Here is a 26,002-nt window from a genome sequence, read left to right on the forward strand (position 1 = left end):
GGGTATGCTTACGCTTGCCCAAGCCCTCAGCGTCACCGAACGTCAGCTGCATGGATGAATCCTCTACATAAGGCGATAGTGTCGCGCATCTGCGGTGAGTTGATCAGACCTTCCTTAGCGGATCGAGCTTTCCGTCAGTCGATATCTCCTGGTGAGCCAAGGCCACGGTAACTCGGTAATACGGCTCGGACTCTTTTGCGCTACCCGTCAAAGCAGCCAATTCTCCTGGGATCAGCGCGCTGCGACTGATCTCGGTCACCACGCCATGCTGATGACCGAACTTCTGATATGGATAGGCTTGATAGCGCAACAGAACACGGTCGCCCGACGCTACGAAGCCGACTGCGCGACTGGGCACCAATAACACCGCTTCCAGCCTACCCTCCCCTTGGAGGAGGCTCAGCAACGGCTGCCCCGCCTGGATCGCCTGCCCCGGCTTGACCACCTGCGTAGCAATCAAGCCAGCGACCGGCGCGGTCACGACCAACGCGGCACTCGCCTGCGTCTGCACCTGTTCCTGCTCCACAGCTGCGCTGTCGCGCCGATAGTCGGCCTGCACGCTACCGCGCTGACCAGGTAGCATGCGTAATTGCTGTTCGATCTGCGCGGAGGCGCGCCGCATCTCAGTGGACTGCCGCTCAAGAGCCTGCATCTGGCTGTTATATTCCAGGGTACTGGACTCCTGTTGTTTGATTTGCAGCACGCTGACGTACTTGTCGTCCTGTAACTGGCGCCAGCGCTGTAGCACTTCATTGGCTAGGGCGATCTGGCTCCGGCGTATCGCCACCTCGCCGTCAATCTGGACCAGTTCCTGGCGAAGGTTGGTCAATTGCGCTCGCAGACCCTGCTCCTGTGCTTCCAGTTGTTGCAATTGCGCCTGTTCAGCGGATTTCAGACCTTCGCCGCGTTGGCGCAGTTGCCGTTGTAAGGCGGCACCGGTATCACCGCTGGCGAGCGTGGCTCGCGGTACCGTCACGACGCCCAGTATCTTTCCCGCAGCAACGCGCTGCCCTTCGGTGACGTCGAGCCGGGTGAGAACGCCCGTAGCGGGAGCCATCACAGTAGCGAGCCCCCTGGTCGGGACCAGTTGACCAGACACGCTGGATCGATGCGTATAGGTACCCTCGCACAGAAAGATCACTACGGATATCGCGGCGATTCCAGCCACGGTCACGAACAACCACGTCCGCAACGGCTGCACGAGCGAGATTCCACCGAGCCAGCTGGTGCGGCGCGCCTGCAAGACTTCTTTTCGGAATAGCGGCAGGTTCATTTGACCAAACTGTTGGTCGAACGCGTTTGCACGCATGAGTGCGCGCGCAAGGGCATTGCCGACCCGAATCATATCCAACCGCAGGAAGCACAGATCACGGGAAGAAGGCTTACAAAAAATCGATAAACGGCGACCAACCACACGCGACCGCGTCAACTATTGGAAGGCCGACCGTAACTTTCCAGCGGCTGGCCCGCCTCCTGGCTCGCTTCAAAGATACCCTTGCCGCCTTGCCTACCGACCTCGTTGCGATACCAAGAAATATGTAGCAACCCTTCAGACTGAGTGAGGCGCCCCCTACTTCGACAATGGCGGAGTCTTTGTCCATGCGCTCGATTAGGGGCCAGGATGCGACCAGACGCAATGCGCGAGGTGTGCCAGAACCGACACGCGCGAACGGCAATGGTGAGTCAATGTCACATCCGTTTCAGGAAACGCGTACGGACCATGCGTATCAGGGATACGCAGGGCCTGATCGGGATCGCAGACTATTCCAGATAAGCAGAAGCACTTTCCAACAGGGCAATCACTGTCGCCAGGAATGACACCGGTACATGCCGCGACAGCATCAGCATGCGTGACTCAAGGCGTCGGCGCGAATCCGGTATCGTAGGCGACACCGCTTGTCCAGAAATCACACCGCCCACCGCCAGCCACTCAAATCCGACCTGCAGCTCCTGGCTCAACGCACGCAGATTCTCGACGCTGGGGACAAACCCACCGTCGCGCTCCCAATGGGCGATGGTGGCCCGGTGCACACCGAGGCGGGAAGCCAAAACGCCCTGCGATAAACCGAGTGCGATGCGAGCAGACTTGATGCGGCCGGATACTGCGGTCGGATCCATGCGGTTGCTGAGGCGGGGGCTGTCCATGCGGCTGTACTTGGGGGGGATGTCTCTCGAATTCTGCGCTTATGGTCGAGCTTGTCAATCTTGTCTGCGCGCGGAGAACGCGCCGGGCATGCCATCGGGCCAAGGCCGAGAGAGGCGTGTTGCGTCCGTGATCGAAAGGCGCTTATCAAGGACCAACGTCCGCGCTGCACGACAATCGCAATACGAAGCGAACTTCGCTTTTGGCTACGCGCCTGTGTCGGTAAAGCATCTCGTCAGGTGATTTATCCGCCCCAGTTCGCTTGCATGCAGCAAGCGCTTTGTTCAGGATCGATAACGCGGTCCTAGCCGCTTGATCCGGTCGCGGGGTCTGCACCGCAATGCGATCGGGCTTGATCTGCTCGATCCAGCCGACACTTCAATAAGGAATTCTCCAAACGTGCTTGCTTCTTTCACCGTGCATCGTGGGCTGCTGACATCGATTGCGATTGTCTGCTTGCTCGGGGCGCTCCCCAAGGCGCGCGCGACAAGCGGGAGTGGGACATCTTTCGAGCCCAGACAACTACAACCAGCGGCGACTAATTCTTCAGCCATCACGGTTGCAGTACAAGCCGGACCACAGGCTCCTTACGCCGCCAAGCCGAACGCCGGCTACAGCGGAGCGCATGCATTGCATTACGCGAGCAACGGCGCAGGTGGGCGGCGCGCGTTGTTCACCACCGATCTGCTGATCGAAACGCAGACAACGCTATCGTGGATGGTCTTGCCGGAAAGTGTCGGCAACGACCATGTGGCATCCACGTATGTCTCGTTGGACCTGGTGCTGGACGACGGTACACGCGTTTCTGCCGGCGCAGCGCGCGATCAACACGGCGTGGCATTGGGTGCGCAGGCGCAAGGCGAGTCGAAGACGCTGTACCCGCAGCAGTGGGCGCGCAAGCAAGTGCGGTTGGGAGATGTGCCCGGGCTGCGTGGGCGGCGTGTGCGTGCGATCGAGCTGGACCTGGCGCCGCCTGCGGGCGCGCGCGCTGCCGGGTGGATCGACGATATCGCTATTGCCGAGGTGCCGCTGGCAACGCCAGGGCGGCCCTCGGATCGGGTGCTGACCACGCGCGGCACGCAATCCAATGGCACGTTTTCGCGCGGCAATAATTTCCCTGCGACGGCCGTGCCGCACGGTTTCAACTTCTGGACGCCGGTCACCGATGCGGGAACGCTGACCTGGCTATATCGCTGGAACGAACACAACGGTGCAGACAATCGTCCGCGTCTGCAGGCGCTGTCGCTCAGCCATCAACCGAGCCCGTGGATGGGCGACCGGCAGACGTTTCAGGTGATGCCCTCGCTCACTGCCGGCGTGCCGGATGCCGATCGCAGCAGGCGTGCACTGGGGTTTTCGCATGACGACGAGCAGGCCCGCCCCTATCGCTACGCCGTGCAACTGGACAACGGCATCCATGCCGAGATCGCGCCGACCGACCACGCCGCGCTGTTTCGTTTTCGCTTCCCGGCGCGGGGCGATGCCAATCTGCTGTTCGACAACGTGGATGCGCGCGGCGGGCTGAAGCTGGATGCGGCGACCCAGACACTGTCCGGTTACACCGACGTGCGCAGCGGTCTGTCGACGGGCGCAACCCGCATGTTCGTCTATGCCAGCTTCGATAGGCCCTGGCACAGCAGCGGCCTGCTGGACACTGGCCGCCCGACCGGCTGGATCAAGTTCGATGCCGGCAGCGCGCGCCAGGTGCAGATGCGCATTGCCACTTCGCTGATGTCGGTGGAGCAGGCCAAGCACAATGCGGAACTGGAGATTGCCGCAGACGCAAGCTTCGAGCAGGTCGCCGCCCGCGCGCAGGATGCCTGGGATGCATTGCTGGGGCGCTTCGAAGTACCCGATGCCACTGCCGACCAGACAACCACGCTGTATTCCAGCCTGTACCGGCTGTACCTGTATCCGAACTCGGCGCATGAAAACGTGGGCACTGCGACTGCGCCGGATTGGCGCTACGCCAGCCAGAACAGCTGGTCGGACGACAATATCGACGGCAGCGCGGTGCGCAGCTTCGCACCGATCCGCGACGGCCGGGTATACGTCAACAACGGGCTATGGGATACGTTTCGCACGGCGTGGCCTGCGTATGCGCTCTTTGCGCCCGATGATGCCGGCGCCCTGGTGCACGGGTTTGTCGAGCAATCGCGGGCGGGCGGCTGGATCGCGCGCTGGTCGTCGCCCGGTTATGCAGACCTGATGGTAGGCACCAGTTCGGATGTGGCGTTTGCTGACGCATGGCGAAAAGGCGTGCAAGGCTTCGACCCGGCCGAGGCCTACGCCGCTGCACTGAAAAACGCCACGGTCGTTGCGCCGGACCGGCATGTCGGTCGCAAGGGCATGGCACGCTCGACCTTCCGCGGCTATACCGATACCGAGACGCATGAAGGCATGTCGTGGTCGATGGAGGGCGCCCTCAACGACTTCGGCATCGCCAACATGGCCGATGCATTGTCCCGCCAGGCCAGCACGGCGCCAGCGCGTGAGCGTTATGCGACCGAGGCGCTGTATTTTCGTCGCCGCGCAGCCGGGTATGCGGCACTGTTCGATCCGGCGGTCGGCTTCTTCCAGGGCCGCAGGCCCGATGGTGCCTGGCGCGTGGACGCGGCGCAGTACGACCCACGCGTGTGGGGCAACGATTACACCGAATCCAGCGGCTGGACGTTCGCATTTACCGCACCGCACGATGGCGAAGGCCTGGCTGCGCTATACGGTGGCCGCGCGGCATTGGCCGCCAAGTTGGACACGTTTTTTTCCACGCCCGAGACTGCCCAAGCGCAGTTTGCAGGCTCGTATGGCAACACCATTCACGAGATGACCGAAGCGCGCGATGTGCGCATGGGCATGTACGCGCACAGCAACCAGACCGCGCACCACATTCCATGGATGTATCTGTATGCCGGGCAACCGTGGAAAACACAGCGCATGACCCGCGAGATTCTGGCGCGCCTGTACCTGGGTAGCGAGATCGGCCAGGGTTACGCCGGCGACGAAGACAATGGCGAGATGTCGGCGTGGTATCTGTTCGCCGCGCTGGGGTTGTATCCATTGCGGATGGGAGCGCCGGAGTATGTGATCGGCTCGCCGCTGTTCAAGCAGGCGCGCGTGCGCTTGCCGGGCGGCGGTACGCTGACGGTCAATGCCCCGCAGAATTCGCCGGAGAATGTGTATGTGCAATCGCTCACGCTCAACGGCAAGCCGTGGCGCAAGACCTGGTTGCCGCATGCGGCGATCGCCAAGGGTGCGACGCTGGACTTCGAGATGGGGCCCAGGCCCTCGCGCTGGGGTAGCGGACCGGACGATGTGCCGCCATCGTTGACCGCGCCAGGCAAGCGCCCTGCCCCGTTCATCGATCTGCTGGGCACCGATGCGCACGTTGCGTTGGCCGACGGTGGCGAGGCACCCGCATTGCACGACGACGATGCGGGCACGGTGGTCGCGGTGTCGCGTGCGCCCAGCATCACCCTGAGTGGACTACAGCGCGGCACGCCGATGCTGTACACCTTGACCAGCGGCAATGCGGCAATCGGCGCCAGTGCGTGGACGCTGGAAGGGCGCAAGGCAGGCGGTGCATGGAAGATCGTCGATCAACGCAGCGACGAGCGGTTTGCCTGGCCGCTGCAGACACGTCCGTTCCGGATAACGGCACCTGGCGCGTATGCGGAATACCGGCTGCGGCTGAAAATGCCTGCGCGCGCCGAGCTGGCAGAAATCGAGTTGCTGGGGGATTGAGCGCAGACGCGATGAAGCTGGACGTCGTCGGCGCGCGTGGGTGGTGGTGGAACCATAAGCGGCGCGCGTTTTTGCCCGCGTTTGGATGGGGGTTTCGGCGTTCGAGATCGATTCGATGCCGAGGGCAGGCCTTACCCTCACCCCAACTTCCGCTGCGCGCCCCGGCCCGCGCTAGGCGCGGGCGCTCCAATGCACGCGCGCCAGTGGCGCGCAAGCCGCACCTTCTTGCCCCAGGGGAGAGGGGCCTTCAAGCGCCGTCGTGCGGCGCTCAGTGCTGCGATCGCGAATGACGGCTTGAAGGCGCGTCAGTCATCGGCTGCTTCCGGCAACCAGCGACCTCAGTCGCTACCCTTGTCGGCGGCCGTTTTTTCCGCATCGCGCTGTCTGCGGATCTGTGCGTCCACCGCGGCGATGGCGGTCATGTTCATCACCCGGCGCGAGGTGGCGCTGGTGGTGAGGATATGCACCGGCTTGGAGATGCCCATCAGGATCGGACCGATCGCCACGCCGTCGGTGAACACGCGCACCAGGTTATAGGCAATGTTGGCCGCTTCCAGGTTCGGCAACACGAACAGGTTGGCACGGCCCTTCAAGGTGCTGTTGGGCATGATCTGCTTGCGTAGCGCCTCGTCCCAGGCGGTGTCGCCCTGCATCTCGCCGTCGATGTTGAGCTCGGGCTTGCGCTTGAGCAGCGCTTCGCGCACCTGGCGCATCTTCAGCGCATCGCGTGAATCGTGGCTGCCGAAGTTGGAATGCGACAACAAGGCGATATTGGGCTCGATGCCGAACAGCTTGAGGCGATACGCCGCCTGCAACGTCGCTTCCACCACCTGCTCGACGGTGGGGTCTTCCTGCACGTGGGTATCCAGGAAGAAGAACACGCCAAGCTGGTTGATCACACCCGTCATCGCCGAGGTCGAGCTGACCCGCGGCTCCAGCGGGATCACGCTGCGCGCATAACCGAGCTTCTTGTGGAAGCGGCCGACCACGCCGGACAGCATGGCGTCGGCTTCGCCGCGCGCCACCATCACCGCCGCGATCAGGGTCGGGCGCGAGCGCATCAGCTCCTTGGCCGCGGTGACGGTCACGCCACGACGCTCGGTGAGTGCGTGGTAGTACTGCCAGTAATCGTTGAAGCGGGGGTCGTCGAGGATGTTGGTGATTTCGAAGTCCACGCCGGCGGTCAGGCGCAGGCCCATGCGTTCGATGCGTGCTTCGATCACGTCCGGGCGGCCGATCAGGATCGGGTAGGCCAGGCCTTCGTCGACCACGTTCTGCACCGCGCGCAGCACCACTTCTTCTTCGCCTTCGGCATATACCACGCGCTGCTTGTCGGCGCGCGCGCGGTCGTACACCGGCTTCATCATCAGGCTGGTGCGGTAGACGAACTGGCCGAGCTTGTCGCGGTAAGCCTCCATGTCGGTGATCGGGCGCGTGGACACGCCCGAATCCATGGCCGCCTGCGCAACCGCAGACGACAGCTCCACCAGCAGGCGCGGGTCGAGCGGACGCGGAATCAGATACTCGGGACCGAAGCTCGGGGTCTCGCCGCCATAGGCCGCGCCCAGGTCGGAGGCCTCGCGCCGCGCCATCGCCGCGATCGCCTTGACGCAGGCGATCTTCATCTCTTCGTTGATCCCGGTGGCGCCCACGTCCAGCGCGCCGCGGAACAGGTAAGGAAAGCACAGCACGTTGTTGATCTGGTTCGGATAATCCGACCGACCGGTGCCGATGATGCAATCCGGGCGCACGGCCTTGGCCGCTTCCGGGGTGATTTCCGGATTGGGGTTGGCCAGCGCGAAGATCACCGGCTGGCGCGCCATGCTGGCGACCATCTCCGGCTTGAGGATGCCGGCGGCCGACAGGCCCAGGAAGATATCGGCGCCTTCGACGATTTCGGCCAGGGTGCGCTTGTCGGTATCGCGGGCGTAGCGCTGCTTGTCCGGATCCAGATCGGTGCGGCCGGTATGGATCACGCCATCGCGGTCCAGCGCCAGGATGTTCTCCGGCTTCAGGCCCAGCGAGACCAGCATGTTGACGCAGGAAATGCCGGCCGCGCCCATGCCGGTGGTGGCCAGCTTGACCTCTTTGATCTTCTTGCCGGTGACCACCAGCGCGTTGAGCACGGCGGCGCCGACGATGATCGCGGTGCCGTGCTGGTCGTCGTGGAACACCGGGATGTTCATGCGCTCGCGCAGCTTGCGCTCGACGATGAAGCATTCCGGCGCCTTGATGTCTTCCAGGTTGATGCCGCCGAAGGTGGGCTCCAGGCTGGCGATGATGTCCACCAGCTTGTCCGGGTCGTTCTCGTTGATTTCGATATCGAACACGTCGATGCCGGCGAACTTCTGGAACAGCACGCCCTTGCCTTCCATCACCGGCTTGGAGGCCAGCGGGCCGATGTTGCCCAGGCCCAGCACCGCGGTGCCGTTGGAGATCACCGCCACCAGATTGCCGCGCGCGGTGAGCTCGCTGGCCTGGGTGGCATCTTCGACGATGGCCTCGCAGGCGAACGCCACGCCCGGCGAATACGCCAGCGACAGATCGCGCTGGGTCAGCATCGGCTTGGTCGCGGTGACCTTGATCTTGCCGGCCGGCTGCTGGCGGTGGTAGTCGAGGGCGGCCTGTTTGAAGTCGTCGGTGGACATCGGTGGTGTGGGTCTCGAAGGCGCAGGAGAACTGAATTCTACCCTCCTGCCTGAACAAGGGCCTGTCGCGCAGCTGTCAGCGCGGCAGGGAGATCGCAGGATGCGGCGTGGCGGGCGGCGCAGCCGGAGTGGAGGCCAAACAAGAACGGCCCTGCATCCCGTCGTTAACACCGACGGAAGACAGGGCCGTAGGAAGCATCAACGCAGGCTGGCAGGTGCCACGCCGGGTTGGCCGACCGGGGCCAGCAGCGGTGGTTCGCCGCCGTCCAGCACCAGCTTGAGCCGGTCGCGGTCCAGGGCGTTTTCCCAGCGCGAAACCACCACGGTGGCCACCGCGTTGCCGATGAAGTTGGTCAGCGAGCGGCATTCGCTCATGAAACGGTCCACGCCCAGAATCAGCGCCATGCCGGCCACCGGCACTTCAGGTACCACCGCCAGCGTGGCGGCCAGGGTGATGAAGCCGGCACCGGTGACGCCGGCCGCTCCCTTGGAACTGAGCATCGCCACGGCCAGCAGTGCGATCTGGTGGCCCAGGGTCAGTTCGGTATTGGTGGCCTGGGCGATGAACAGCGCCGCCAGCGTCATGTAGATATTGGTGCCGTCCAGATTGAACGAGTACCCGGTCGGCACCACCAGCCCCACCACCGACTTCTCGCAACCGGCCTTTTCCATCTTCTCCATCAGCGACGGCAGCGCCGACTCCGACGAGGACGTACCCAGCACCAGCAGCAGCTCGGCCTTCAGGTAGCGGATCAGCTTGAGGACCGAAAACCCGCATAGCCGGCTCACCAGCCCCAGAATCACCAGCACGAACAACAGGGATGTCAGATAAAACGAGCCCACCAGCCAGGCCAGGTTGACCAGCGACTCCACGCCGTACTTGCCGATGGTGAAGGCGATGGCGCCGAAGGCACCGATCGGGGCGGCACGCATCAGGATGTGCACCAGCTTGAACACCGGGGCGATCAGCGCTTCCAGCAGGTTCAGCACCGGCTTGCCGCGCTCTCCCACCAACGCCAGCGACACACCGAACAGCACCGCCACGAACAGCACCTGCAGGATGTTCGGCCCGGTCAGCTTGCCGTTGACGACCTGATCGCCGGTGAATGCGCCGATCAGCGAGTTGGGGATGATGTCCATCAGGAAGCCGACCAGGGTCAGGTCATGCGACTTCTCGACATAGCTCTTGACCGCACTCTGGTCCAGATCGGCCGGATTGATGTTCATGCCGGCGCCGGGCTGCACCACGTGGGCAACGATCAGACCGACCACCAGGGCCAACGTGGAAAAGAACAGGAAGTAGGCCATCGCCTTGCCGAACACCCGGCCCACCGTCTTGAGATGGGTCATGCCGGCGATGCCGGTGACGATGGTCAGGAAGATCACCGGAGCGATGATCATCTTCACCAGCTTGATGAAGGCGTCGCCCAGCGGCTTGAGGCTTTCGGCGAAGGCGGGCTCGAAATGGCCCAGCAGGGCACCGAGGACGATCGCCACCACCACCTGAAAATACAGTTGGCGATAGAAGGGGACGGACGCCGGCAGGGGGCCGGCAGGCTTGCTGATGTGCATGACACCACTCCGAGAGACGAGAGAGGGTGCCGAGCAGGCACCCGTTGCACGCATTCTGGCCGCACGTCACAGCCCCGGCCGATAGCCCATTGGTACTACCCCATGTCCAGCGGCTGAACGTGGGCTTACACTTCAGCCGCGCCGCCGCCGGCCGTTAATTCCGTTTAACGCAGACACGGTTTCTGTGCTGCCGTCGTCCGGATCCTGCGCGCTTGCTGAAGACATTCATTGCGACCGCCATGGCAGGACGCCCGGCCCCTTCTTATTGCCGAAGACCATACCTATGCGCCTCAATCTGCTTGTCCTGGCGTTGGCTGCTGCCATCGTCCCCGCCGCTGCCAATGCAGCCACCTCGATCGAAAACTGGCCGACCAAGTACACCTTCGGTGACGGCACCGAGCTGGGCCTGACCGGCAACTACGCCTACGACGACAACAACTTCTCCGGCGACGACCGCCTGGAAGACCGCAACGACTTCCGCCGCAAGGAATTCGGCGCCACCATCAAGAAGAAGGGCGTCTACGACGCCATGGTGTACTACGACTTCGAGTCCAAGCTGTGGCTGGACGTGTTCTACCGGTTCGAGACCAAGGCCCTGTTCGGCCAGGATTACGGCCGCGTGCGCCTGGGCTACATGAAGGTGCCGGGCTCGCGCGCGGGCAGCTTCATGGAACTGGGCCTGCCGATCCAGGCGGTGTTCCAGGGTCGTCGTACCGGCGCGGAATGGACGCTGGAACGTCAGCAGTACCTGCTGCAGGCCGGCGCTTACGGCGGCAAGGATCTGCAGGGCGACAACCCGGGCACCACCCAGGCCGTGCACGCGGCATGGACCCCGTCGAAGGCCGAAGGCGACGTGCTGCACCTGGGCATCGCCGGCTCGATCGAAAACCCGCGCGGTTACAGCGACGGCCGCGGCGTGTCGTTCAGCCCGCGTGTGCGCCTGCGTGCGCGCCCGGAAGCCGGCCTGACCGATGTGCGCCTGATCGACACCGGCACCATTCTCGATGTGGACCATGTGATCCGCACCGGCCTGGAAGCGGTCTGGATCCATGGCCCGTTCTCGCTGCAGAGCGAAGCCCTGCGTGCCGAAGTGGCACGCAACGCGAACCAGCCGCACTTCATCGCCCAGGGCCAGTACGTCTACGGCACCTGGACGCTGACCGGCGAATCGCGCAGCTATGCCGGCGGCGTGCCGGGCAACATCAAGCCGTCGCACGACTACGGCGCGGTCGAGCTGACCGCCCGCTACAGCCGCCTGAACCTGGAAGACAACAATGTGCATGGCGGCCGCCAGCACGACACCACCATCGGCGCCAACTGGTACCTCACCAGCCACTTCAAGTTCCAGGCCAACTACAGCTGGGTGGATTCCTCGCGCAATGGCGTGCATGAAACCCCGCACGTGATGGAACTGCGTGCGCAGGTGCAGTTCTAAGCCGCACCGAGCAGGGGCAGCGCGCCGGCGATTCGCTCCGGCGCACTGCCGCGCGTCATGGCCACGCGCCGGCTTGCCGACGCGCCGCCGGCATCGCACCGCAACAGGCATTGGACACGGCCGCATCCATCACGGGTGCGGCCGTTGTCGTCTTCGGCGCTTGCCAAGCGTGCGATGAGAGCGGCTGACACACGTCGCGCGCGGTCGCCGGGCAAATGCGGGCGGAGCGCCCGGAACCGTCGTCACGCGTGGCACACGCGATGGCACCGTCTGCCGGCCGCGCCCCCCATCTGGCGATGAGCGCGACCGCTTTTTTGTTAGACATTGCAGGCGGATGGCTGCGCGATCCGGCGACAGACCGCCATACTTGCGGCCATGTATGCATCGCAACGCCGTCGCCTGCTGCTCACCTTGTCCATCGTGCTGGGCGAGATGGTGGTGGCCATGGTCGCGGCCGGGCACTTCGTCGAACAGAGCGCGCTGCACGATGAAAGCGCCACCGTGCGCCGCCAGCTGCGGCTCTACGCGCAGGCGCTGCAGCAGCGCGTGGACCGCTATCGCACGTTGCCGCAGATTCTGGCGCTGGACCCAGAACTGCGCGCGGCCGTGTCCGGCCCGCTGTCGCCGGCCCAGGTGGATGCGCTCAATCGAAAGCTCGAACGCGCCAACAATGTCACCCAGTCGTCCACGCTGACGTTGATCAACCACGACGGCGTGGCCTTGGCCGCCAGCAACTGGCGGGCGCCACGTAGCAACGTGGGCGTGGATTATGCCTTCCGTCCGTATTACCAGCAGGCGCTGGCCACCGGCAGCGGCAGCTTCTACGGCATCGGCATGACCACCAGCGAGCCGGGCTATTTCCTGTCGCAGGCCATTGTCGACGGCGCCGGTCAGGTGCAGGGCGTAGTGGTGATCAAGATCGCCCTGGCTGCACTGGAGCGTGAGTGGCTGCAGACCCCGGATATCGTGCTGGCGTCGGACGCGCACGAGGTGGTGTTTCTGGCCAGCCAGCCGGAATGGCGCTACCGCGTGCTGGCCCCGCTCAGCGACCGCGATCGCCGCGAACTGCAGAGCACCCGCCAGTACGCCGACCAGGAATTGCTGCCGCTGCGGCGCCGGCTGATCGAGCAGACCGGGTACGGCGGCGTGCTGGCCGACGTGCGCGACCCGCCGCTCGGCGCGCAGGTGCTGTGGCAGACCCTGCAAGTGCCCGAAAGCGGCTGGCGCCTGCATCTTCTGCACGACACCCGCGCCAGTGCCGCTGCCGGCCGCGCCGCGGCGATTGCCGCGGCCGGCGCGTGGCTGGCCTTGGCCCTGCTGTGGTTGTTCGTGCAGCAACGGCGGCGGCTGTCGGCGTTGCGCCAGCGCAGCCGGCACGAGCTGGAAACCTTGCTGCAGCAACACGCCGAAGAACTGCGCACCGCACAGGACGGCGTGGTCACCGCTGCGCAGCAGGCCAATGCCGGCCTGAGCCGCAGCCTGGAACATCTGCCGCAAGGCGTGGTGGTGATCGACGAGGCGCTCAATCTGGTGGCGTGGAATTCGCGCTATCTGGAGCTGTTCCGGTTTCCGCCGGAACTGCTCAAGATCGGCCGCCCGATCGAAGACCTGTTCCGCTTCAATGCACGCCGCGGCCTGCTGGGGCCGGGGCCGATCGAGGCGGCGATCGAGCGTCGCCTGAACCACTTGCGCAGCGGCAAGCCGCATATGCGCGAGAGCGAAAAAGAAGACGGCACCGTGCTGGAAATCCGCGGCAACCCGCTGCCCGATGGCGGCTTTGTCACCAGTTACGCCGACATCACCAGCTACAAGAACGCCGCACGCGAACTGCGTTCGCTGGCCGACGCGCTGGAACACCGCGTGGCCGAGCGCACCCGCGACCTGGCGGCGGCCAAGCGCGAAGCCGAAAGCGCCAACCGCTACAAGACCCGCTTCGTCGCCTCGGCGGTGCACGACCTGCTGCAGCCGCTCAACGCCGCGCGCATGTTCGTCTCGGTGCTGCGCGGGCAAGTGCGCGAGGCTGGCAGCGCACGCGTGGTCGACAACATCGACGGTGCGCTGGCGGCGCAGGACGCCATCCTCAACAGCCTGCTCGACATCTCGCGCCTGGAAGCGGGCAGCCTGAAGACCCAGGTGCGCGACTTTGCGCTTGCGCCCTTGCTGGACACCCTGGCGCGCGACTTCGGCATCCTGGCCGAAGACCGCGGGCTGGTGCTGGAATCGGTGCCGACCTCGGCGGTGGTGTTGAGCGATGAAAACCTGCTGCGCCGCATCCTGCAGAACTTTCTCTCCAACGCCATCCGCTACACGCCGCGCGGGCGCGTGCTGATCGGCTGCCGCCGCCGCGGCGGCTGGCTGCGCATCGAAGTGCACGACCAGGGGCCCGGCATTCCCGAAGCCCTGCAACACGAAATCTTCGAGGAATTCCGCCGCCTGGACGACGGCGTGGCCAACGATCGCGGCGCAGGCCTGGGCCTGGCCATCGTCGAGCGCATCGGCCGTCTGCTCGGCCATCGCATCGGGCTGCGTTCCACCCTGGGCGCCGGCAGCGTGTTTTCGGTGACGGTCCCGCTGGGCGATCGCACCGCCATCGCACGGCAACTGCCAGCGCCTGTCGGCACTGCCGAACACGGCAACGACCCCATCCTGCATGGCTGCCGGGTGTGGTGCGTGGATGATGAGCCCTTGGTCTGCGAGGCCACGCGCACGCTGCTGGAACGCTGGGAATGCCGCGTGGATTTTGCCGGCGGCCTGGATGAGGCATTGAGCGCCGCCAATGCCGAGGAGGTACCGGAACTGCTGCTGCTGGATGTGCGCATGGGCGCGCACCACGGCCCCATGCTGCTGTCGCAGTTGGTGGAACGCTGGCAACGCGAGCCACGGGTGATCCTGGTCACCGCAGAACCCGACCCTGTCCTGCGCGAGCATGCGCTGGATCTGGGCTGGGGATTTTTGTCCAAACCGGTCCGCCCACCTGCCCTGCGCGCGCTGGTGACGCAGATGCTGATGCGGCGCGGGTAGCGCGCTGCCGGCGCTGCCGGCGCCCTCTCACGTGCTCACCGCAGCGCACGCACCGAACCGATCGGCGCATCGGCAGGCCACTAGAGCACTGCGGCGACGGCATGGACGGATCGACCTCACGTCAGGCGGCCATGCCAGCCGCCGCTGGCGAATGCGGCGTGCGCGTCGTGGCGAGGTCACTGCACGTCGAGCACTGCAGCCGCGCCGGCCGATGTTCAACGCGCATCAATCGATGAGAAAGCAGCAATTATCAACGTTGACCATCTCGACCAGAATCGAGTGCCTCAGATGTCATACGTCCATGCATACCTATCGTGGAGGGCGATTTATGCAGAGTTCCAGCAGTGAGGCAACGCACCAGTCGAAACTCGGGATGGTGCTGAGGGTGACCTCGGGCAACTTCCTCGAGCAGTTCGACTTCTTCCTGTTCGGTTTTTACGCAACGCAGATCGCCGCGACCTTCTTCCCGGCAAGCAACGAATTTGCGTCCCTGATGATGACCTTCGCCGTGTTTGGCGCGGGGTTTCTGATGCGGCCGCTGGGTGCGGTGATCCTGGGTGCCTACATCGACGATGTCGGGCGCCGCAAGGGCTTGATCGTCACCTTGGCGATCATGGCCAGCGGTACGGTGCTGATCGTGCTGGTGCCGGGCTACGCCAGCATCGGCTTGTGGGCACCGGCCCTGGTGCTGCTTGGCCGCCTGCTGCAGGGCTTTTCGGCCGGCGCCGAAATGGGCGGCGTGTCGGTGTATCTGGCCGAGATGGCGACACCGGGCCGGCGCGGCTTCTACGCCAGTTGGCAATCGGCCAGCCAGCAGCTTGCCATCGTCGCGGCGGCCGCAATCGGGTTTGCGCTCAACCAGCTGATGGCGCCGCAGGACCTGGCGCAGTGGGGCTGGCGGATTCCGTTCGGCATCGGCTGCGTCATCATTCCCTTCATCTTCTTGCTGCGGCGAAGCCTGGAAGAGACTGCAGAATTTGCCCAGCGCCGGCAGCCGGTCACGATGAAGCAGGTGATGCGCGGGCTGGCGAACAATGCCGGCATCGTGATTGCCGGCGGCTTGATGGTCGCGCTGACGACGACCGCGTTCTATCTGATCACCGTCTACGCCCCCACCTTCGGCAAGAGCGTACTCAAACTCAGCACCGGCGATGCGTTGATCGTCACGCTGTTGGTAGGCGTCTCCAATTTCATCTGGCTGCCGATCGGTGGCGCGCTCAGCGACCGCTTCGGCCGCAAGCCGCTGCTGGTGACCATGGCAGTGGTATGCATCGTGACCGCCTATCCGGTGCTCGCGTTCCTCGCGGCCGCACCGAGCTTTACGCATATGTTGCAGGCACTGCTGTGGCTGTCCTTCATCTACGGCATCTACAACGGCACCATGATTCCGGCGCTCACCGAACGGATGCCGGCGCATGTGCGGGTCGCCGGATTCTCGCTTGCCTACAGCCTGGCGACCGCGGTGTTTGGCGGCTTTACGCCGGTGATGTCCACCTGGCTGATCCATGTCACCGGCGACAAGGCCGCGCCTGGCTACTGGCTGGTCTTCGCGTCGGTGTGCGCGCTGGGGGCCACGCTGTTTCTGTATCGCCGCCAGAGCAATCCCGCGACGGCGACCGGCCTGGATGCCGCGGCAGGAGCGACGAAATGATGCGGAGCATGTGGAAAAAGTGGCTGGGTGCGATCATTGCAACGGTTCTGCTGTCGACAGCGGCAGGCGCGCAGGAATTGACCGTGATGACCTCCGGCGGTTTCACGGCCGCCTTCGATCGCCTGGCGCCGCAGTACACCAAGCAGACCGGGGTGAAGGTCACCACCCTGCTTGGCCCTTCCATGGGCGAAACGCCGCAAGCCATTCCCAACCGGCTCGCACGCGGCGAGCATGCCGATGTGGTGATCATGGTCGGTAGCGCGCTGCAGACGCTGATCGACGCCGGCGTGGTCGACCCGGCATCGCGGGTGGAGCTGGCCGATTCCAGGATCGGCATGGTGGTGCGCAGCGGTGCACCCAAACCCAAGATCGACAGCGTCGAGCACTTCAGACAGACGCTGCTGCACGCCGATTCGGTGGCCTATTCGGACAGCGCCAGCGGCGTCTATATCGAGACCACGCTGTTCAAGCAGTTGCGGATCCAAGGCCCGATGATGGCCAAGAGCAAGAAGATTCCGCGTCTCCCGGTGGGCACGGTGGTGGCCGATGGCAGCTATCAGCTCGGCTTTCAGCAGGTGGCCGAGCTGCTTCCGGTGGCAGGCGTGGAGTTTGTCGGCAAGATCCCCGAACAGTTGCAGTCGATCACGCGCTACGCCGCCGGTGTTCCGGTCAACGCGCAGCACCCCGACGCGGCCAGGCGCCTGCTTACGTACCTGCAGTCGGGCGAGGCGCAGGCGGTTGCGCGCGTGACTGGCCTGGATCCGGTGTCACCTTGAACGTGCGGGCATCCGTCGCACCAGTTCCGCCAGTTCCAGCGCGGTCGGTGTCAGCGTGCGTCCGCGACGTTTGAGAAGGCCCACGTTGCGCGATACCTCCGGTTCGACCAGCGGCACCGCCGCCAGCACCGGAGCGGGCCGGACGGCATGGCAATGGAAGGCACGGCGGCAATACCGACGCCGGCCTCCACCAACCCCAGCAACGTGGTGACATGGCGGGTCTCGCAGATGCTGGGCTTGTCCGGCGTGAATGCAGAGAGCGCCCGATCCAGCACCAGCCGGTTGCCCGATGTCTTGTCCAGCGTGATGTAGTCGTAACCGTAGGCCTCCTGCCAGCTGACCTGTGCGCGCCCGGATAGCGGATGGTCCTGGCGGCAGGCAATCACATAGCGCTCCTGCAACAACGGTTCGAACTCCACCTCCGGCGCCAGGTTGCCGCTGAAGCTGACCCCGAAATCCGCTTCGCCGGAGGCCACTGCCGCACTGACATGACTGGCGCTGCCGTCGAACAGCCGGATGCGGATCTTCGGAAACAGCTGATGCAGCCCGTGGATCGCCTGCGGCATGAAGTAGTACGCCGCAGACGGCACGCAGGCCACGGTCACCGTGCCCATCCTGCTGGACCCTGCATCGCCGATGTTCATCAGCGCCATATCCAGATCGTCGAGCATGCGCTCGACCTGCGGCATGAATGCCTGGCCGACGGTGGTGAGCGCAACCTTGCGCGTGGTGCGCTCGAACAGCTTGACGTTCAACGCCGACTCGAGCTTGTCGATCCTGCGGCTGAGCGCCGGCTGCGTGATGCGGATGCGTTCGGCAGCGCGGCGAAAGCTGCCGTTCTCGGCGACGGCACGGAATGCCTGCAGATCGTTGAGGTCGAATTTGATGGTCACGGTGCCGCAGCTTCAGTGTTCGATGGCGGTCGCCATAGCATAGACGCTTGCCAGCGGTGCTGCGTCTGACGCCGAAAAGCCGCTGCATTCGGGCGCATTGCCTGCGTTCGAATTGGCAAGAGCCAGCACTGGCATCGAATTCAATGCGACGCCACACCACGCCTCCCCAGACCTTGCCTGTGCGATGGCGCTGCATCGGCCATTCGGACGATCAGGCAAGGATGCCGGATAACCAGGCTCACGCCCTCCCCCCGCGCCGCGGCACAGTGGCTGGCAACACGCACCACGCCATCACTTGGGAGACATCACGCATGCACCAGCCACGCTCACTGGACCACTACCGCCTGCTCGGCCGCTCCGGCCTGCGCGTCTCGCCACTGTCGCTGGGCACCATGACCTTCGGCGAAGCCTGGGGCTGGGGCGCAGATGCAGGCGAAGCCAAGCGCATCTTCGACGCCTATGCCGAGCGCGGCGGCAACTTCATCGACACGGCGGTGAACTACACCAACGGCGGCTCCGAACGCATCCTCGGCGAGTTGATCAAGGACCGACGCGAACGCTTCGTGCTGGCCACCAAATTCACCATGGCACGCGATGCGGACAACATCAATTCCGGCGGCAATCATCGCCTGAACCTGATTCGCTCGGTCCAAACCAGCCTGCGCCAACTTGCCACCGACCGAATCGATCTGCTGTACCTGCACGCCTGGGATTTCACCACCGCGCCCGACGAAGTGATGCGCGGCCTGGAGCATCTGGTGCAATCGGGCAAGGTGCTCTATCTGGGCATCTGCAATACGCCGGCCTGGCGCGTGGCGCAACTGCAGACCCTGGCCGACCTGCGCGGCTGGTCGCCGTTGGTGGCGCTGCAGATCGAGTACAGCCTGGTCGAACGCAGCGTCGAACATGAGCTGCTGCCAATGGCGCGCGAACTCGGCCTGGGCGTGTTGCCGTGGTCGCCGCTGGGCGGTGGCATCCTCACCGGCAAATACAGCCGCGCCGATCTGACCGACGACAATGCGGCAGAGGTGTCGAGCAGCCGCAAGGGGGTGATCGCCTCGACCGGACATCTCAATGCACGCTCGCTGGAGATCGCCGATGTGGTCGGTGCGGTCGCCGATGAACTGGGCGCATCGCGCTCGCAGGTGGCGCTGGCCTGGACCTTGCGCAACCCGGACGTTGTGTCGCCGGTGATGGGCGCACGCACCTTGCAGCAGGCCGAAGACAACTTCGGCGCGCTGGAGCTCGTGCTTGCCGACGAGCAACTCGCGCGCCTGGACGCGGTCAGCGCAGTGCCGCCGATCTTCCCAGAACGCTTCATCGGCAGGCCGATGGCGCAGCAGTTGATCTACGGCACCCATCACGTGCAGCTGCGCACCTAATCACCACGGAGCAACCATGACCAGACGCTCAACCCTCGCGGCGGCAGCGTTGCTCGTCGCCGCAGCGTTCGCAGGCAACGCCGGCGCCACATCCAAGGACGCTGCATCCACCGACACCTGTACAGAGCAACCGGTGCCCGCCTGCAACAGGCGCATCGTCGAAGCGGCCTTTGCGCAGTGGCAGAACGGGGGTAGCGGCATCTTTGAGACGCTGCTGTCGCCCGAGGTGGTGTGGACCGTCGAAGGCTCCGGCCCGAGCGCCGGCACCTTGCGTGGTCGCGACCTGTTGGTCGACACCGCCGTACGCCCACTGACCGAGCGTCTGTCCTCGCCGCTGCGACCGGTGCAGCAACGCATCTGGGCCGATGGCGAGCACGTCATCGTGCAGTGGGAAGGCGTGGCCACGCTGCGTGATGGCGGAAGCTATCGCAATCGCTACGCATGGATCATGCGGATGGCCAATGGCAAGGCGGTCGAGGTCAACGCCTTCCTCGACCTGCCCGCCTACGACGCGGTGCTGCAGCGCGGCCACCGCCAACTGCAACGCAGGGCCAGCCCATGAGCGACAGACCGATGAAGGCCGCCATCGCGGTGGCGCTGGGCGCCGGCTCGGCGCTCGCCTGCCCGTTCGCGGCAGCTGCGCAACCGCCCCCGGCGCCCACCACTATCGCGACCCAACAACCAGGACATCCGATGCAAGCACACCCCTATCTCGGCATGTGGGTCACCGGCGACGGACGGATCCGGCAGGAACTCCTGCCGAACGGCCGCTACGATGAGGCCCGCGGCACACGCCAAAGCGCCTACCAGGGCCGCTACGAAATCACCGGCAATCACATCGACTACTGGGACGACACCGGCTTCACTGCCGATGGGCGTTTCGTCACCGACGATGAGCTGCATCATGGCGGCATGGTGTTCTATCGGCAGCCGCCGGCCTAGAGCGACTGAAAAAAGGACTGCTCGCCATGCTTGCTCGCCCCGGGCCTCGCGCGGCCGCACTCGCTGCCTCCGCGATGCGTTGCGCGTGCTGCAGACCGCAATGCGCAGCACCCCATGCCGCGCGCGGGATCAGCCCTCGCCTTCCGGCTCCAACGCCTTGACCAATACCGCGGCCTGGGTGCGGCTGTAGCAGTCGAGCTTTTTGAGGATGGCGGTGACGTGCACCTTGACGGTGTTCTCGGCCAGGCCCAGTTCGTGCGCGATCTGCTTGTTGAGCAGGCCATCGGCCAGGCTCAGCAGCACACGGAACTGTTGCGGCGTGAGCTGGGCGAGTTTGGAGGCCAGTTGTGCGTCGGCCTCCGAGCGCTCGGCCGTCATCGGCGGGAACCAGGTGCCCCCTTCCAGCACGCTGGCCACCGCGGTGCCGATCGATTCGGCCGGCGTGGATTTGGGAATGAACCCCGCCGCGCCGAACTGCTGCGCACGCCGGATCACACGCGGATGATCGTTGGAGGAGATCACCACCACCGGAATGTCCGGGTGCTCGCCACGCACATGCAACAGCGCCGAAAAACCGCGTGCACCGGGCATGGCCAGATCCAGCAGCACCAGCTCGGCCTGCGGATGCGAACGCAGCATGGCACTCAGGGTGGCGGCGCTGGAGGCTTCCACCACGTGGGCCTGCGGCAGGGTCTGCTGGAGCACGTGGATGACGGCGGCGCGGAACAGCGGGTGGTCGTCGGCGACGAGAATGGTGAGATCGGCCATGCGCCAAGTCTGGCACAGGGCCGCCGCCGGTGCCTTGCCCTAGAGTCTGTCGTGTACTTTGAGGTGAGTGCGAAGCGTCCTGTGGCGCGCCCAGGCAAGACGTGCGCTGCAGCCCGGGCTGGCCGCCTGGGGCAAGGCGCACAACGTGGTCGGCGCGCCACAGGGCGCTTCCCGGAGGGTTGGCGGTCAGCGGCACGGAGCGCGCGCCGCGCAGCTTGCCTTGGCGCCAGCCAAGCCGGCGCCACGCAGCACCCGCTCCGTGCCGCTGACCGCCAACGCATCTCATCTCAACGTACATAACACGCTCTAACGCGGCGGCTGTGTGCTAGCCCGCCAGGCATCCAGAAACTGGCGGCGTTTGAGCTTGTCCAGGTACACCAGCAGGCCGGGGCCGAGCGGGATCGGGCGGAATGGTGGCTGCGCCGAACCGCCGCGGCCGCCGGCGGCCGGCAGGATCGGCATCAGCCGCGCCTCGCGCGACAGCACCTGCTGGCCGCGTGGCGAGAGCAGATAGTCGAGAAACCGGCGCGCCTCCGGTGCATGCGGCGCCGTCTTGGGGATCACTGCCGTGCGCAACGCCACCAGCGTGTAGTCCTGCGGCTGCACGATGCCCAGCGGTGCCCCCGCATCGATGCGGGCCTGTGCGTAGGAGCCAAGCACATTGTAGGCCAGCAACAGTTCGCCACGGCTGACGCGGTCGAGCAAGCTGCCGGTGCGCTCTTCCAACACCACCCGGTTGGCCCCCAGCGCCGCGAGCAGCGCACCGGCGATACTGCCCACCTGGCCGTCCTGGGTCGCGAACAGATACCCCACGCCGCTACGTTCGACATCGTAGGTGCCGACCTTGCCGCGCAGCGGTGCATCGGGCGCGCGCAACAAGGCCAGCAATTGCCGGCGCGTGCGCGGCACGCGGGCGGCATCGAGCTTGCGCGTGTTGTAGACGATGGCCACCGGCTCGTAGCTGATGCCGAACACTTCATGGCGCCACTGCGCCCATGCCGGCAAGGCTTCGGTCTGTGCGGAGCGATGCGTCAACGCGTGGCCGTCGTTCACCAGCTTGGTCTGCAGATCCATGCTGGCGCTGATCAGCATGTCTGCAGCAGGTGCGCCATAGCCTGGGTGCAAATAACGGTCATAAATGTCCCAGGCGATCACGTCTTCGTAGATCACCTCAGTGCCCGGATGCAACCGTTGGTAGTCCCGGATGACTGCACCGAACACTTCCAGGTCGGTGGAGCCCTGCACGCGCAGCTGCACACGCACCGGGCCCTGTGCAGGAAAGCGCCGCACATCGCCTGGCGCCGCGCAGGCGATGCCATGGACCAGCAGCAACACCAGCATCCACATCGGCCGCATCACGCGCCTCCTCCAGGAAAATGCAGCGAGGCGATCAAGCCGCCACCGATGCGGTTGGCCAGATCAATGCGCCCGCCATGCGCTTCCACCACGCGCTTGACGATGGCCAATCCCAGCCCGGCGCCGCCGGCCGGCGCATCCACCCCGCGTACGAAACGCTCGAATACACGCTCGGCTTCGGCGGCCGGAATGCCAGGGCCATGATCGGCAATGGTCAGTACGTGGTGGTTGCCGTCGCTGGTGAGCGCCACCTGCAGCGGGGCACCGGCACCGTATTTGCAGGCGTTGTCGATCAGGTTTTTCAGCGCCTCGCGTAGCAGCAAGGCATCGCCACGCAGCAGCGCCGGTTGCGGGTCGACTGCCAGCTGCACGCGCGGTGCGCCTGGGCTGCGCGGCAACGCTTCGTGCAAGGCCTGATGCAACACCTCGGCCAGATCCACGGTGGCAAAGCGCTGCAGGTTGGCACGATGGATCACGCTGGCATCGCTGAGCAACTGATTGAGCAACCGGCTCATGTGGCTGGCGTTGCGCTCGATCGCCACCAGGCTGCGTTGCATCTCGCGCGGGTCGTCGTCCATCGCCAGCTGCGCTTGCGCGCGCAAGGCCGCCAGCGGCGTGCGCATCTGGTGCGCGGCCTCGGCCATGAAGGCGCGCAGGGTTTCGTTGCTGGACGAAAGCCGCACCATGAACCGGTTGAGCGCGGTCACCATCAACTGCATTTCCTGCGGCGCCGGCACGTTCAGCGGCTTGAGGTCGGAGGGCTCGCGCCGCGACAGATCGCCCTCGATGCGCTGCAGCGGCCGCAACGCGCGGTAGACACCCAGCCACACCAGGCCCAGCGCCAGCAGCGACAGCACACCGATCGCGACCAGGGCGTTGAGCACCACATCGCGCGCCACCGCATCGCGTGCGCGCCGGGTCTGGCCCACCTGCACGCGCACCTCGCCCTGCCCCGACGCCGACGCCACCCGATGCATCACCACCGCAAAGCGCACCGGCTCGCCGCTGTACTGCGCATCGAACAACAGCGGCCGCTCGTCGCGCGGCGCACGCGGCGGCAGCGGCAGCGTGTCTTCGCCGGTGATGGTGCGGCCCTGCGCATCGAACACGCGATAGAACACGCGGTCTTCCGGCGCCATGCCGAGCAGATCCAGCGAGGCGTACGGCAGATCCACCTGCCAGTCGCCGCCGACCAACGCCACGCTGTCGATGATCGACAGGGCCGAGGACACCAGCAGGTGATCGTAGGACCGATTGGCCGCACGCTGGCCGTAATCGCGTGCGGCAAAGAACAGCACCACCGCACCCAGCAGCGACATGCTGCCCAGATACAGCAGCAAGGTGCGCCGGATGGACGGTGCCACCGTCAGCGGCTCAGCCATCGACGCCCGGCTCCATCGGCGCGTGCGGGTCGGCTTCTTCGAGTTTGTAACCGGCACCGCGCACGGTGACGATACGCAACGGCGCGGCGGCCAGCTTGCGCCGCAGCCGGCCGACATACAGCTCGATCGCGTTGGGCCCGGCGTCATCGTCGAAGCCGAACAGGCCGTTGCCGATCTCGTCCTTGCCAACCACCTGCCCGAGCCGTCCGATCAGGATTTCGAACAGGCGATATTCGCGATTGGGCAACTCGATCGGCACGCCATCCAGCAACAGCGTGTGCGCGGCATTGTCGAAGACGAATCCACCGATCTGCACCACCTCGCTGGCCTGGCCCCGATTACGCCGCAGCAACACGCGGCAACGCGCTTCGAACTCGCGGAAGTCGAACGGCTTGCCCAGGTAATCGTCCGCACCGACATCCAACGCCTGCACGCGGTCTTCGATGCCATCGCGCGCGGTCAGCATCAGCACCGGCGTGGTATCGCCCCGCTCGCGCATGCCGGCCAGCACCCGCAGTCCATCGAGTTTGGGCAAACCGATATCCAGCACCACCAGATCGAAGCTCTGATACCGCAACACACTCGCCGCCGCCAACCCATCGGCCTGCCAATCCACCGCATGCCCGCTACGGCGCATGCGCCGCACGATGGCATCGGCGAGGTCGGCATTGTCTTCGACTAGCAGAAGGCGCATGGGGCGGGGATTCGTGAATAGGGAATGGGGAATTGCAACGGCGCTGGGCCGCGGCCGGAAGGTAACAGGCCCAGAGAACAAAAGCTTCTACACCTCGGCAATTCCGCTGCCGCGATTTCGCTGTTGCGATTCCCCATTCCCGATTCCCCATTCCCACGCACTGACAGGTCCATGACAGCTTCGCCGGACTAGGCTGCTGCCCACGCGCCGCGGCGGTTGTGCGGTGCATCGCTGAACGTGATTCACACATGTACCTGGGAGGGTCTGTGAGCAACGACACTTTGCGATTGCGTGCCTTCGGCGCCTGCGCGGCGATCTGCCTGGCACCGGCGGCACATGCAGCCGACGAGGCCGGCCCGGTCACTGCCGAACTGGGCGGACGCGTGCATTGGGACTTCACCGTGTTCGACAACGACGACCGTGGTGCACGCGAGCACAACGACACCCAGTTCCGCCGCGTGTGGCTGGATGTATCCGGCAAGTTCTACGGGTTCAATTACAAGGCCGAGGCAGATTTCGCCGGCCTGCAATACGAGGCAGGCAGCCGCGGCATCCTGGCGCGCGATGTCTATATCGCCAAGAAGTTTTCGGCCGGTACGTTGACCGTCGGCCAGTTCAAGCAGTACTTCTCGCTCGATGATCGCACCGGCTCCAACTACGGCCCGTTCCTGGAACGCGGCTATGCCTCGACCACGCTGGCGCCGATCTACCGCAAGGCCATTTCCTGGCAGACCAATCGCCCGGATGCGACTTGGTCCACGTCTGCCTACAGCCTGGAAAGCATCGATAATTCTTCGACCAAGGGCGGTGCGCTCGGCACGCGCCTGACCTACGCGCCGGAGATGGGCCAGGCACGCCTGCGCCACCTGGGTATCTCGCTGGCGCACGAGCGCTATTCGCATCCGGGCAGTGGTGGCGCTTCATCGCTGTTGATCCGCCCACGTCCGGAAAACGATCTGGCCAACAATAGCCGCATCACCCTGGCACGCTTTGCCGATGGGCGCGATACCGATTTCGATAAATGGTCGCTGGAATATGCCGAAGTGCTCGGGCCATGGTCGTGGCAGAGCGAATTCAGTGGCGGTCTGCTCGACGATGGCGCGCAGCACGCCGAGGTGTTGGCCAGCTATGGGCTGGTCAGCTGGTTCGTCACCGGCGAATCGCGCGGGTACGACCGCAAGACCGGCCGCTTCAGCCGCATCGCCACGCCCAACCGCCCCTCCGGTGAGTTCGAGCTGGCATTGCGCTACGACTACATGCGTGGCGACCAGCATCTGGACGGGCAGCCGGACTTCATCAACGCCAGCACGCAATCGTGGACGCTGGGCGGCAACTGGTATTTCAAGCCGAACCTGCGCGTGATGCTCAACGTGATCGATAGCCGCAACCGCAACCGCATCGCCAACGCAGTGGTCGACCACACGCTGGCGGTGACCGGCCGCTTTCAGTACGACTTCTGATGCGCAACTGCATCGTGTCGGCAATCGGAAAGACCCACATGCGCACGCTGTTCGCGCATATCTGCGCAACGCGCCGCTACGTCGGTACGCCCGCGCGCAACGCCGCGCTTGCGTTACCCCGCGTGCGTCCAGCAGCAA

The 26,002-nt window shown here is 65.2% G+C and carries 17 protein-coding genes and 1 pseudogene; 9 read left to right on the forward strand and 9 right to left on the reverse strand.

Going from position 1 to position 26,002, the window contains the following annotated elements:
- Window positions 1–103 precede the first annotated feature (103 nt).
- Both J7360_RS08750 and J7360_RS08755 read right to left on the reverse strand, forming a co-directional pair.
- Complete coding sequence (locus tag J7360_RS08750) at window positions 104–1,267, reverse strand: HlyD family efflux transporter periplasmic adaptor subunit (protein ID WP_209033702.1); 1,164 nt, start codon at window positions 1,265–1,267, stop codon at window positions 104–106.
- A 494-nt stretch (window positions 1,268–1,761) separates the two neighbouring features.
- On the reverse strand, window positions 1,762–2,145 hold the full coding sequence (locus tag J7360_RS08755) for a helix-turn-helix transcriptional regulator (RefSeq protein ID WP_223572696.1): 384 nt from the start codon (window positions 2,143–2,145) through the stop codon (window positions 1,762–1,764).
- Window positions 2,146–2,542: 397 nt separating this feature from the next.
- Between J7360_RS08755 and J7360_RS08760 the strand changes: the two genes are divergently transcribed.
- Window positions 2,543–5,884: a GH92 family glycosyl hydrolase gene (locus tag J7360_RS08760; protein ID WP_057664272.1), complete on the forward strand. Its 3,342-nt coding sequence runs from the start codon at window positions 2,543–2,545 to the stop codon at window positions 5,882–5,884.
- Window positions 5,885–6,222: 338 nt separating this feature from the next.
- On the opposite strand, the gene J7360_RS08765 is transcribed toward J7360_RS08760, so the two are convergent.
- Window positions 6,223–8,532, reverse strand: coding sequence for an NADP-dependent malic enzyme (locus J7360_RS08765; protein ID WP_209033673.1), 2,310 nt, complete (start codon window positions 8,530–8,532; stop codon window positions 6,223–6,225).
- 198 nt (window positions 8,533–8,730) lie between these two features.
- On the reverse strand, window positions 8,731–10,104 hold the full coding sequence (locus J7360_RS08770) for a dicarboxylate/amino acid:cation symporter (protein ID WP_007964504.1): 1,374 nt from the start codon (window positions 10,102–10,104) through the stop codon (window positions 8,731–8,733).
- A 283-nt stretch (window positions 10,105–10,387) separates the two neighbouring features.
- Between J7360_RS08770 and J7360_RS08775 the strand changes: the two genes are divergently transcribed.
- The 4 genes from J7360_RS08775 to J7360_RS08790 all read left to right on the forward strand — a co-directional run bounded on the left by J7360_RS08775 (window position 10,388) and on the right by J7360_RS08790 (window position 16,987).
- Window positions 10,388–11,539 (forward strand): OprO/OprP family phosphate-selective porin, encoded by a 1,152-nt coding sequence (locus J7360_RS08775; protein ID WP_209033675.1) that lies wholly within the window; start codon window positions 10,388–10,390, stop codon window positions 11,537–11,539.
- A gap of 375 nt (window positions 11,540–11,914) precedes the next feature.
- Complete coding sequence (locus tag J7360_RS08780) at window positions 11,915–14,560, forward strand: PAS-domain containing protein (protein WP_209033677.1); 2,646 nt, start codon at window positions 11,915–11,917, stop codon at window positions 14,558–14,560.
- Between the two features lie 301 nt (window positions 14,561–14,861).
- Window positions 14,862–16,211, forward strand: a complete 1,350-nt coding sequence (locus J7360_RS08785; protein WP_209033679.1) for an MFS transporter — start codon at window positions 14,862–14,864, stop codon at window positions 16,209–16,211.
- A gap of 8 nt (window positions 16,212–16,219) precedes the next feature.
- Window positions 16,220–16,987, forward strand: coding sequence for a substrate-binding domain-containing protein (locus J7360_RS08790; RefSeq protein ID WP_209033704.1), 768 nt, complete (start codon window positions 16,220–16,222; stop codon window positions 16,985–16,987).
- Here the strand turns inward: J7360_RS08790 and J7360_RS08795 are convergent.
- Window positions 16,979–17,880, reverse strand: a pseudogene (locus J7360_RS08795) (LysR family transcriptional regulator). The gene J7360_RS08790 and the pseudogene J7360_RS08795 overlap by 9 nt on opposite strands.
- Before the next feature lie 311 nt (window positions 17,881–18,191).
- On the opposite strand from J7360_RS08795, the gene J7360_RS08800 reads away from it, so the two are divergent.
- From J7360_RS08800 to J7360_RS08810, 3 genes are read left to right on the forward strand one after another with little or no spacing between them, the layout of a single operon-like run.
- A complete protein-coding gene (locus J7360_RS08800) occupies window positions 18,192–19,262 on the forward strand; it encodes an aldo/keto reductase (RefSeq protein WP_209033681.1) in 1,071 nt (356 codons plus the stop codon).
- A 16-nt stretch (window positions 19,263–19,278) separates the two neighbouring features.
- On the forward strand, window positions 19,279–19,824 hold the full coding sequence (locus tag J7360_RS08805) for a nuclear transport factor 2 family protein (RefSeq protein ID WP_209033683.1): 546 nt from the start codon (window positions 19,279–19,281) through the stop codon (window positions 19,822–19,824).
- A gap of 11 nt (window positions 19,825–19,835) precedes the next feature.
- On the forward strand, window positions 19,836–20,204 hold the full coding sequence (locus J7360_RS08810; RefSeq protein WP_042675250.1) for an Atu4866 domain-containing protein: 369 nt from the start codon (window positions 19,836–19,838) through the stop codon (window positions 20,202–20,204).
- A gap of 129 nt (window positions 20,205–20,333) precedes the next feature.
- Here the strand turns inward: J7360_RS08810 and J7360_RS08815 are convergent, their stop codons facing one another.
- The 4 genes from J7360_RS08815 to J7360_RS08830 form a co-directional block, all read right to left on the reverse strand.
- Window positions 20,334–20,972: a response regulator transcription factor gene (locus tag J7360_RS08815; RefSeq protein WP_022558509.1), complete on the reverse strand. Its 639-nt coding sequence runs from the start codon at window positions 20,970–20,972 to the stop codon at window positions 20,334–20,336.
- 306 nt (window positions 20,973–21,278) lie between these two features.
- Window positions 21,279–22,328 (reverse strand): ABC transporter substrate-binding protein, encoded by a 1,050-nt coding sequence (locus J7360_RS08820; protein ID WP_007971217.1) that lies wholly within the window; start codon window positions 22,326–22,328, stop codon window positions 21,279–21,281.
- Window positions 22,328–23,710, reverse strand: a complete 1,383-nt coding sequence (locus J7360_RS08825; protein WP_209033684.1) for a sensor histidine kinase — start codon at window positions 23,708–23,710, stop codon at window positions 22,328–22,330. Before J7360_RS08825 ends, J7360_RS08820 begins: the two co-directional genes overlap by 1 nt.
- Entirely contained in the window at window positions 23,703–24,404 is a 702-nt protein-coding gene (locus tag J7360_RS08830) for a response regulator transcription factor (protein ID WP_007962611.1), read from the reverse strand. Before J7360_RS08830 ends, J7360_RS08825 begins: the two co-directional genes overlap by 8 nt.
- Before the next feature lie 266 nt (window positions 24,405–24,670).
- Between J7360_RS08830 and J7360_RS08835 the strand changes: the two genes are divergently transcribed.
- Window positions 24,671–25,864, forward strand: coding sequence for a porin (locus J7360_RS08835; protein ID WP_209033686.1), 1,194 nt, complete (start codon window positions 24,671–24,673; stop codon window positions 25,862–25,864).
- Window positions 25,865–26,002: the final 138 nt, after the last annotated feature.

It is taken from the genome of Xanthomonas sp. D-99 (genome assembly GCF_017746145.1).
Lineage (GTDB): Bacteria > Pseudomonadota > Gammaproteobacteria > Xanthomonadales > Xanthomonadaceae > Xanthomonas > Xanthomonas cissicola.

Coding starts and splice junctions, on each gene's coding strand:
- J7360_RS08830 (WP_007962611.1), bottom strand. CDS start 24,404: ATGCGCCTTCTGCTAGTCGAAGACAATGCCGACCTCGCCGATGCCATC.
- J7360_RS08775 (WP_209033675.1), top strand. CDS start 10,388: ATGCGCCTCAATCTGCTTGTCCTGGCGTTGGCTGCTGCCATCGTCCCC.
- J7360_RS08815 (WP_022558509.1), bottom strand. CDS start 20,972: ATGGCCGATCTCACCATTCTCGTCGCCGACGACCACCCGCTGTTCCGC.
- J7360_RS08770 (WP_007964504.1), bottom strand. CDS start 10,104: ATGCACATCAGCAAGCCTGCCGGCCCCCTGCCGGCGTCCGTCCCCTTC.
- J7360_RS08790 (WP_209033704.1), top strand. CDS start 16,220: ATGTGGAAAAAGTGGCTGGGTGCGATCATTGCAACGGTTCTGCTGTCG.
- J7360_RS08805 (WP_209033683.1), top strand. CDS start 19,279: ATGACCAGACGCTCAACCCTCGCGGCGGCAGCGTTGCTCGTCGCCGCA.
- J7360_RS08785 (WP_209033679.1), top strand. CDS start 14,862: ATGCATACCTATCGTGGAGGGCGATTTATGCAGAGTTCCAGCAGTGAG.
- J7360_RS08755 (WP_223572696.1), bottom strand. CDS start 2,145: ATGGACAGCCCCCGCCTCAGCAACCGCATGGATCCGACCGCAGTATCC.
- J7360_RS08800 (WP_209033681.1), top strand. CDS start 18,192: ATGCACCAGCCACGCTCACTGGACCACTACCGCCTGCTCGGCCGCTCC.
- J7360_RS08825 (WP_209033684.1), bottom strand. CDS start 23,710: ATGGCTGAGCCGCTGACGGTGGCACCGTCCATCCGGCGCACCTTGCTG.
- J7360_RS08820 (WP_007971217.1), bottom strand. CDS start 22,328: ATGCGGCCGATGTGGATGCTGGTGTTGCTGCTGGTCCATGGCATCGCC.
- J7360_RS08810 (WP_042675250.1), top strand. CDS start 19,836: ATGAAGGCCGCCATCGCGGTGGCGCTGGGCGCCGGCTCGGCGCTCGCC.
- J7360_RS08780 (WP_209033677.1), top strand. CDS start 11,915: ATGTATGCATCGCAACGCCGTCGCCTGCTGCTCACCTTGTCCATCGTG.
- J7360_RS08765 (WP_209033673.1), bottom strand. CDS start 8,532: ATGTCCACCGACGACTTCAAACAGGCCGCCCTCGACTACCACCGCCAG.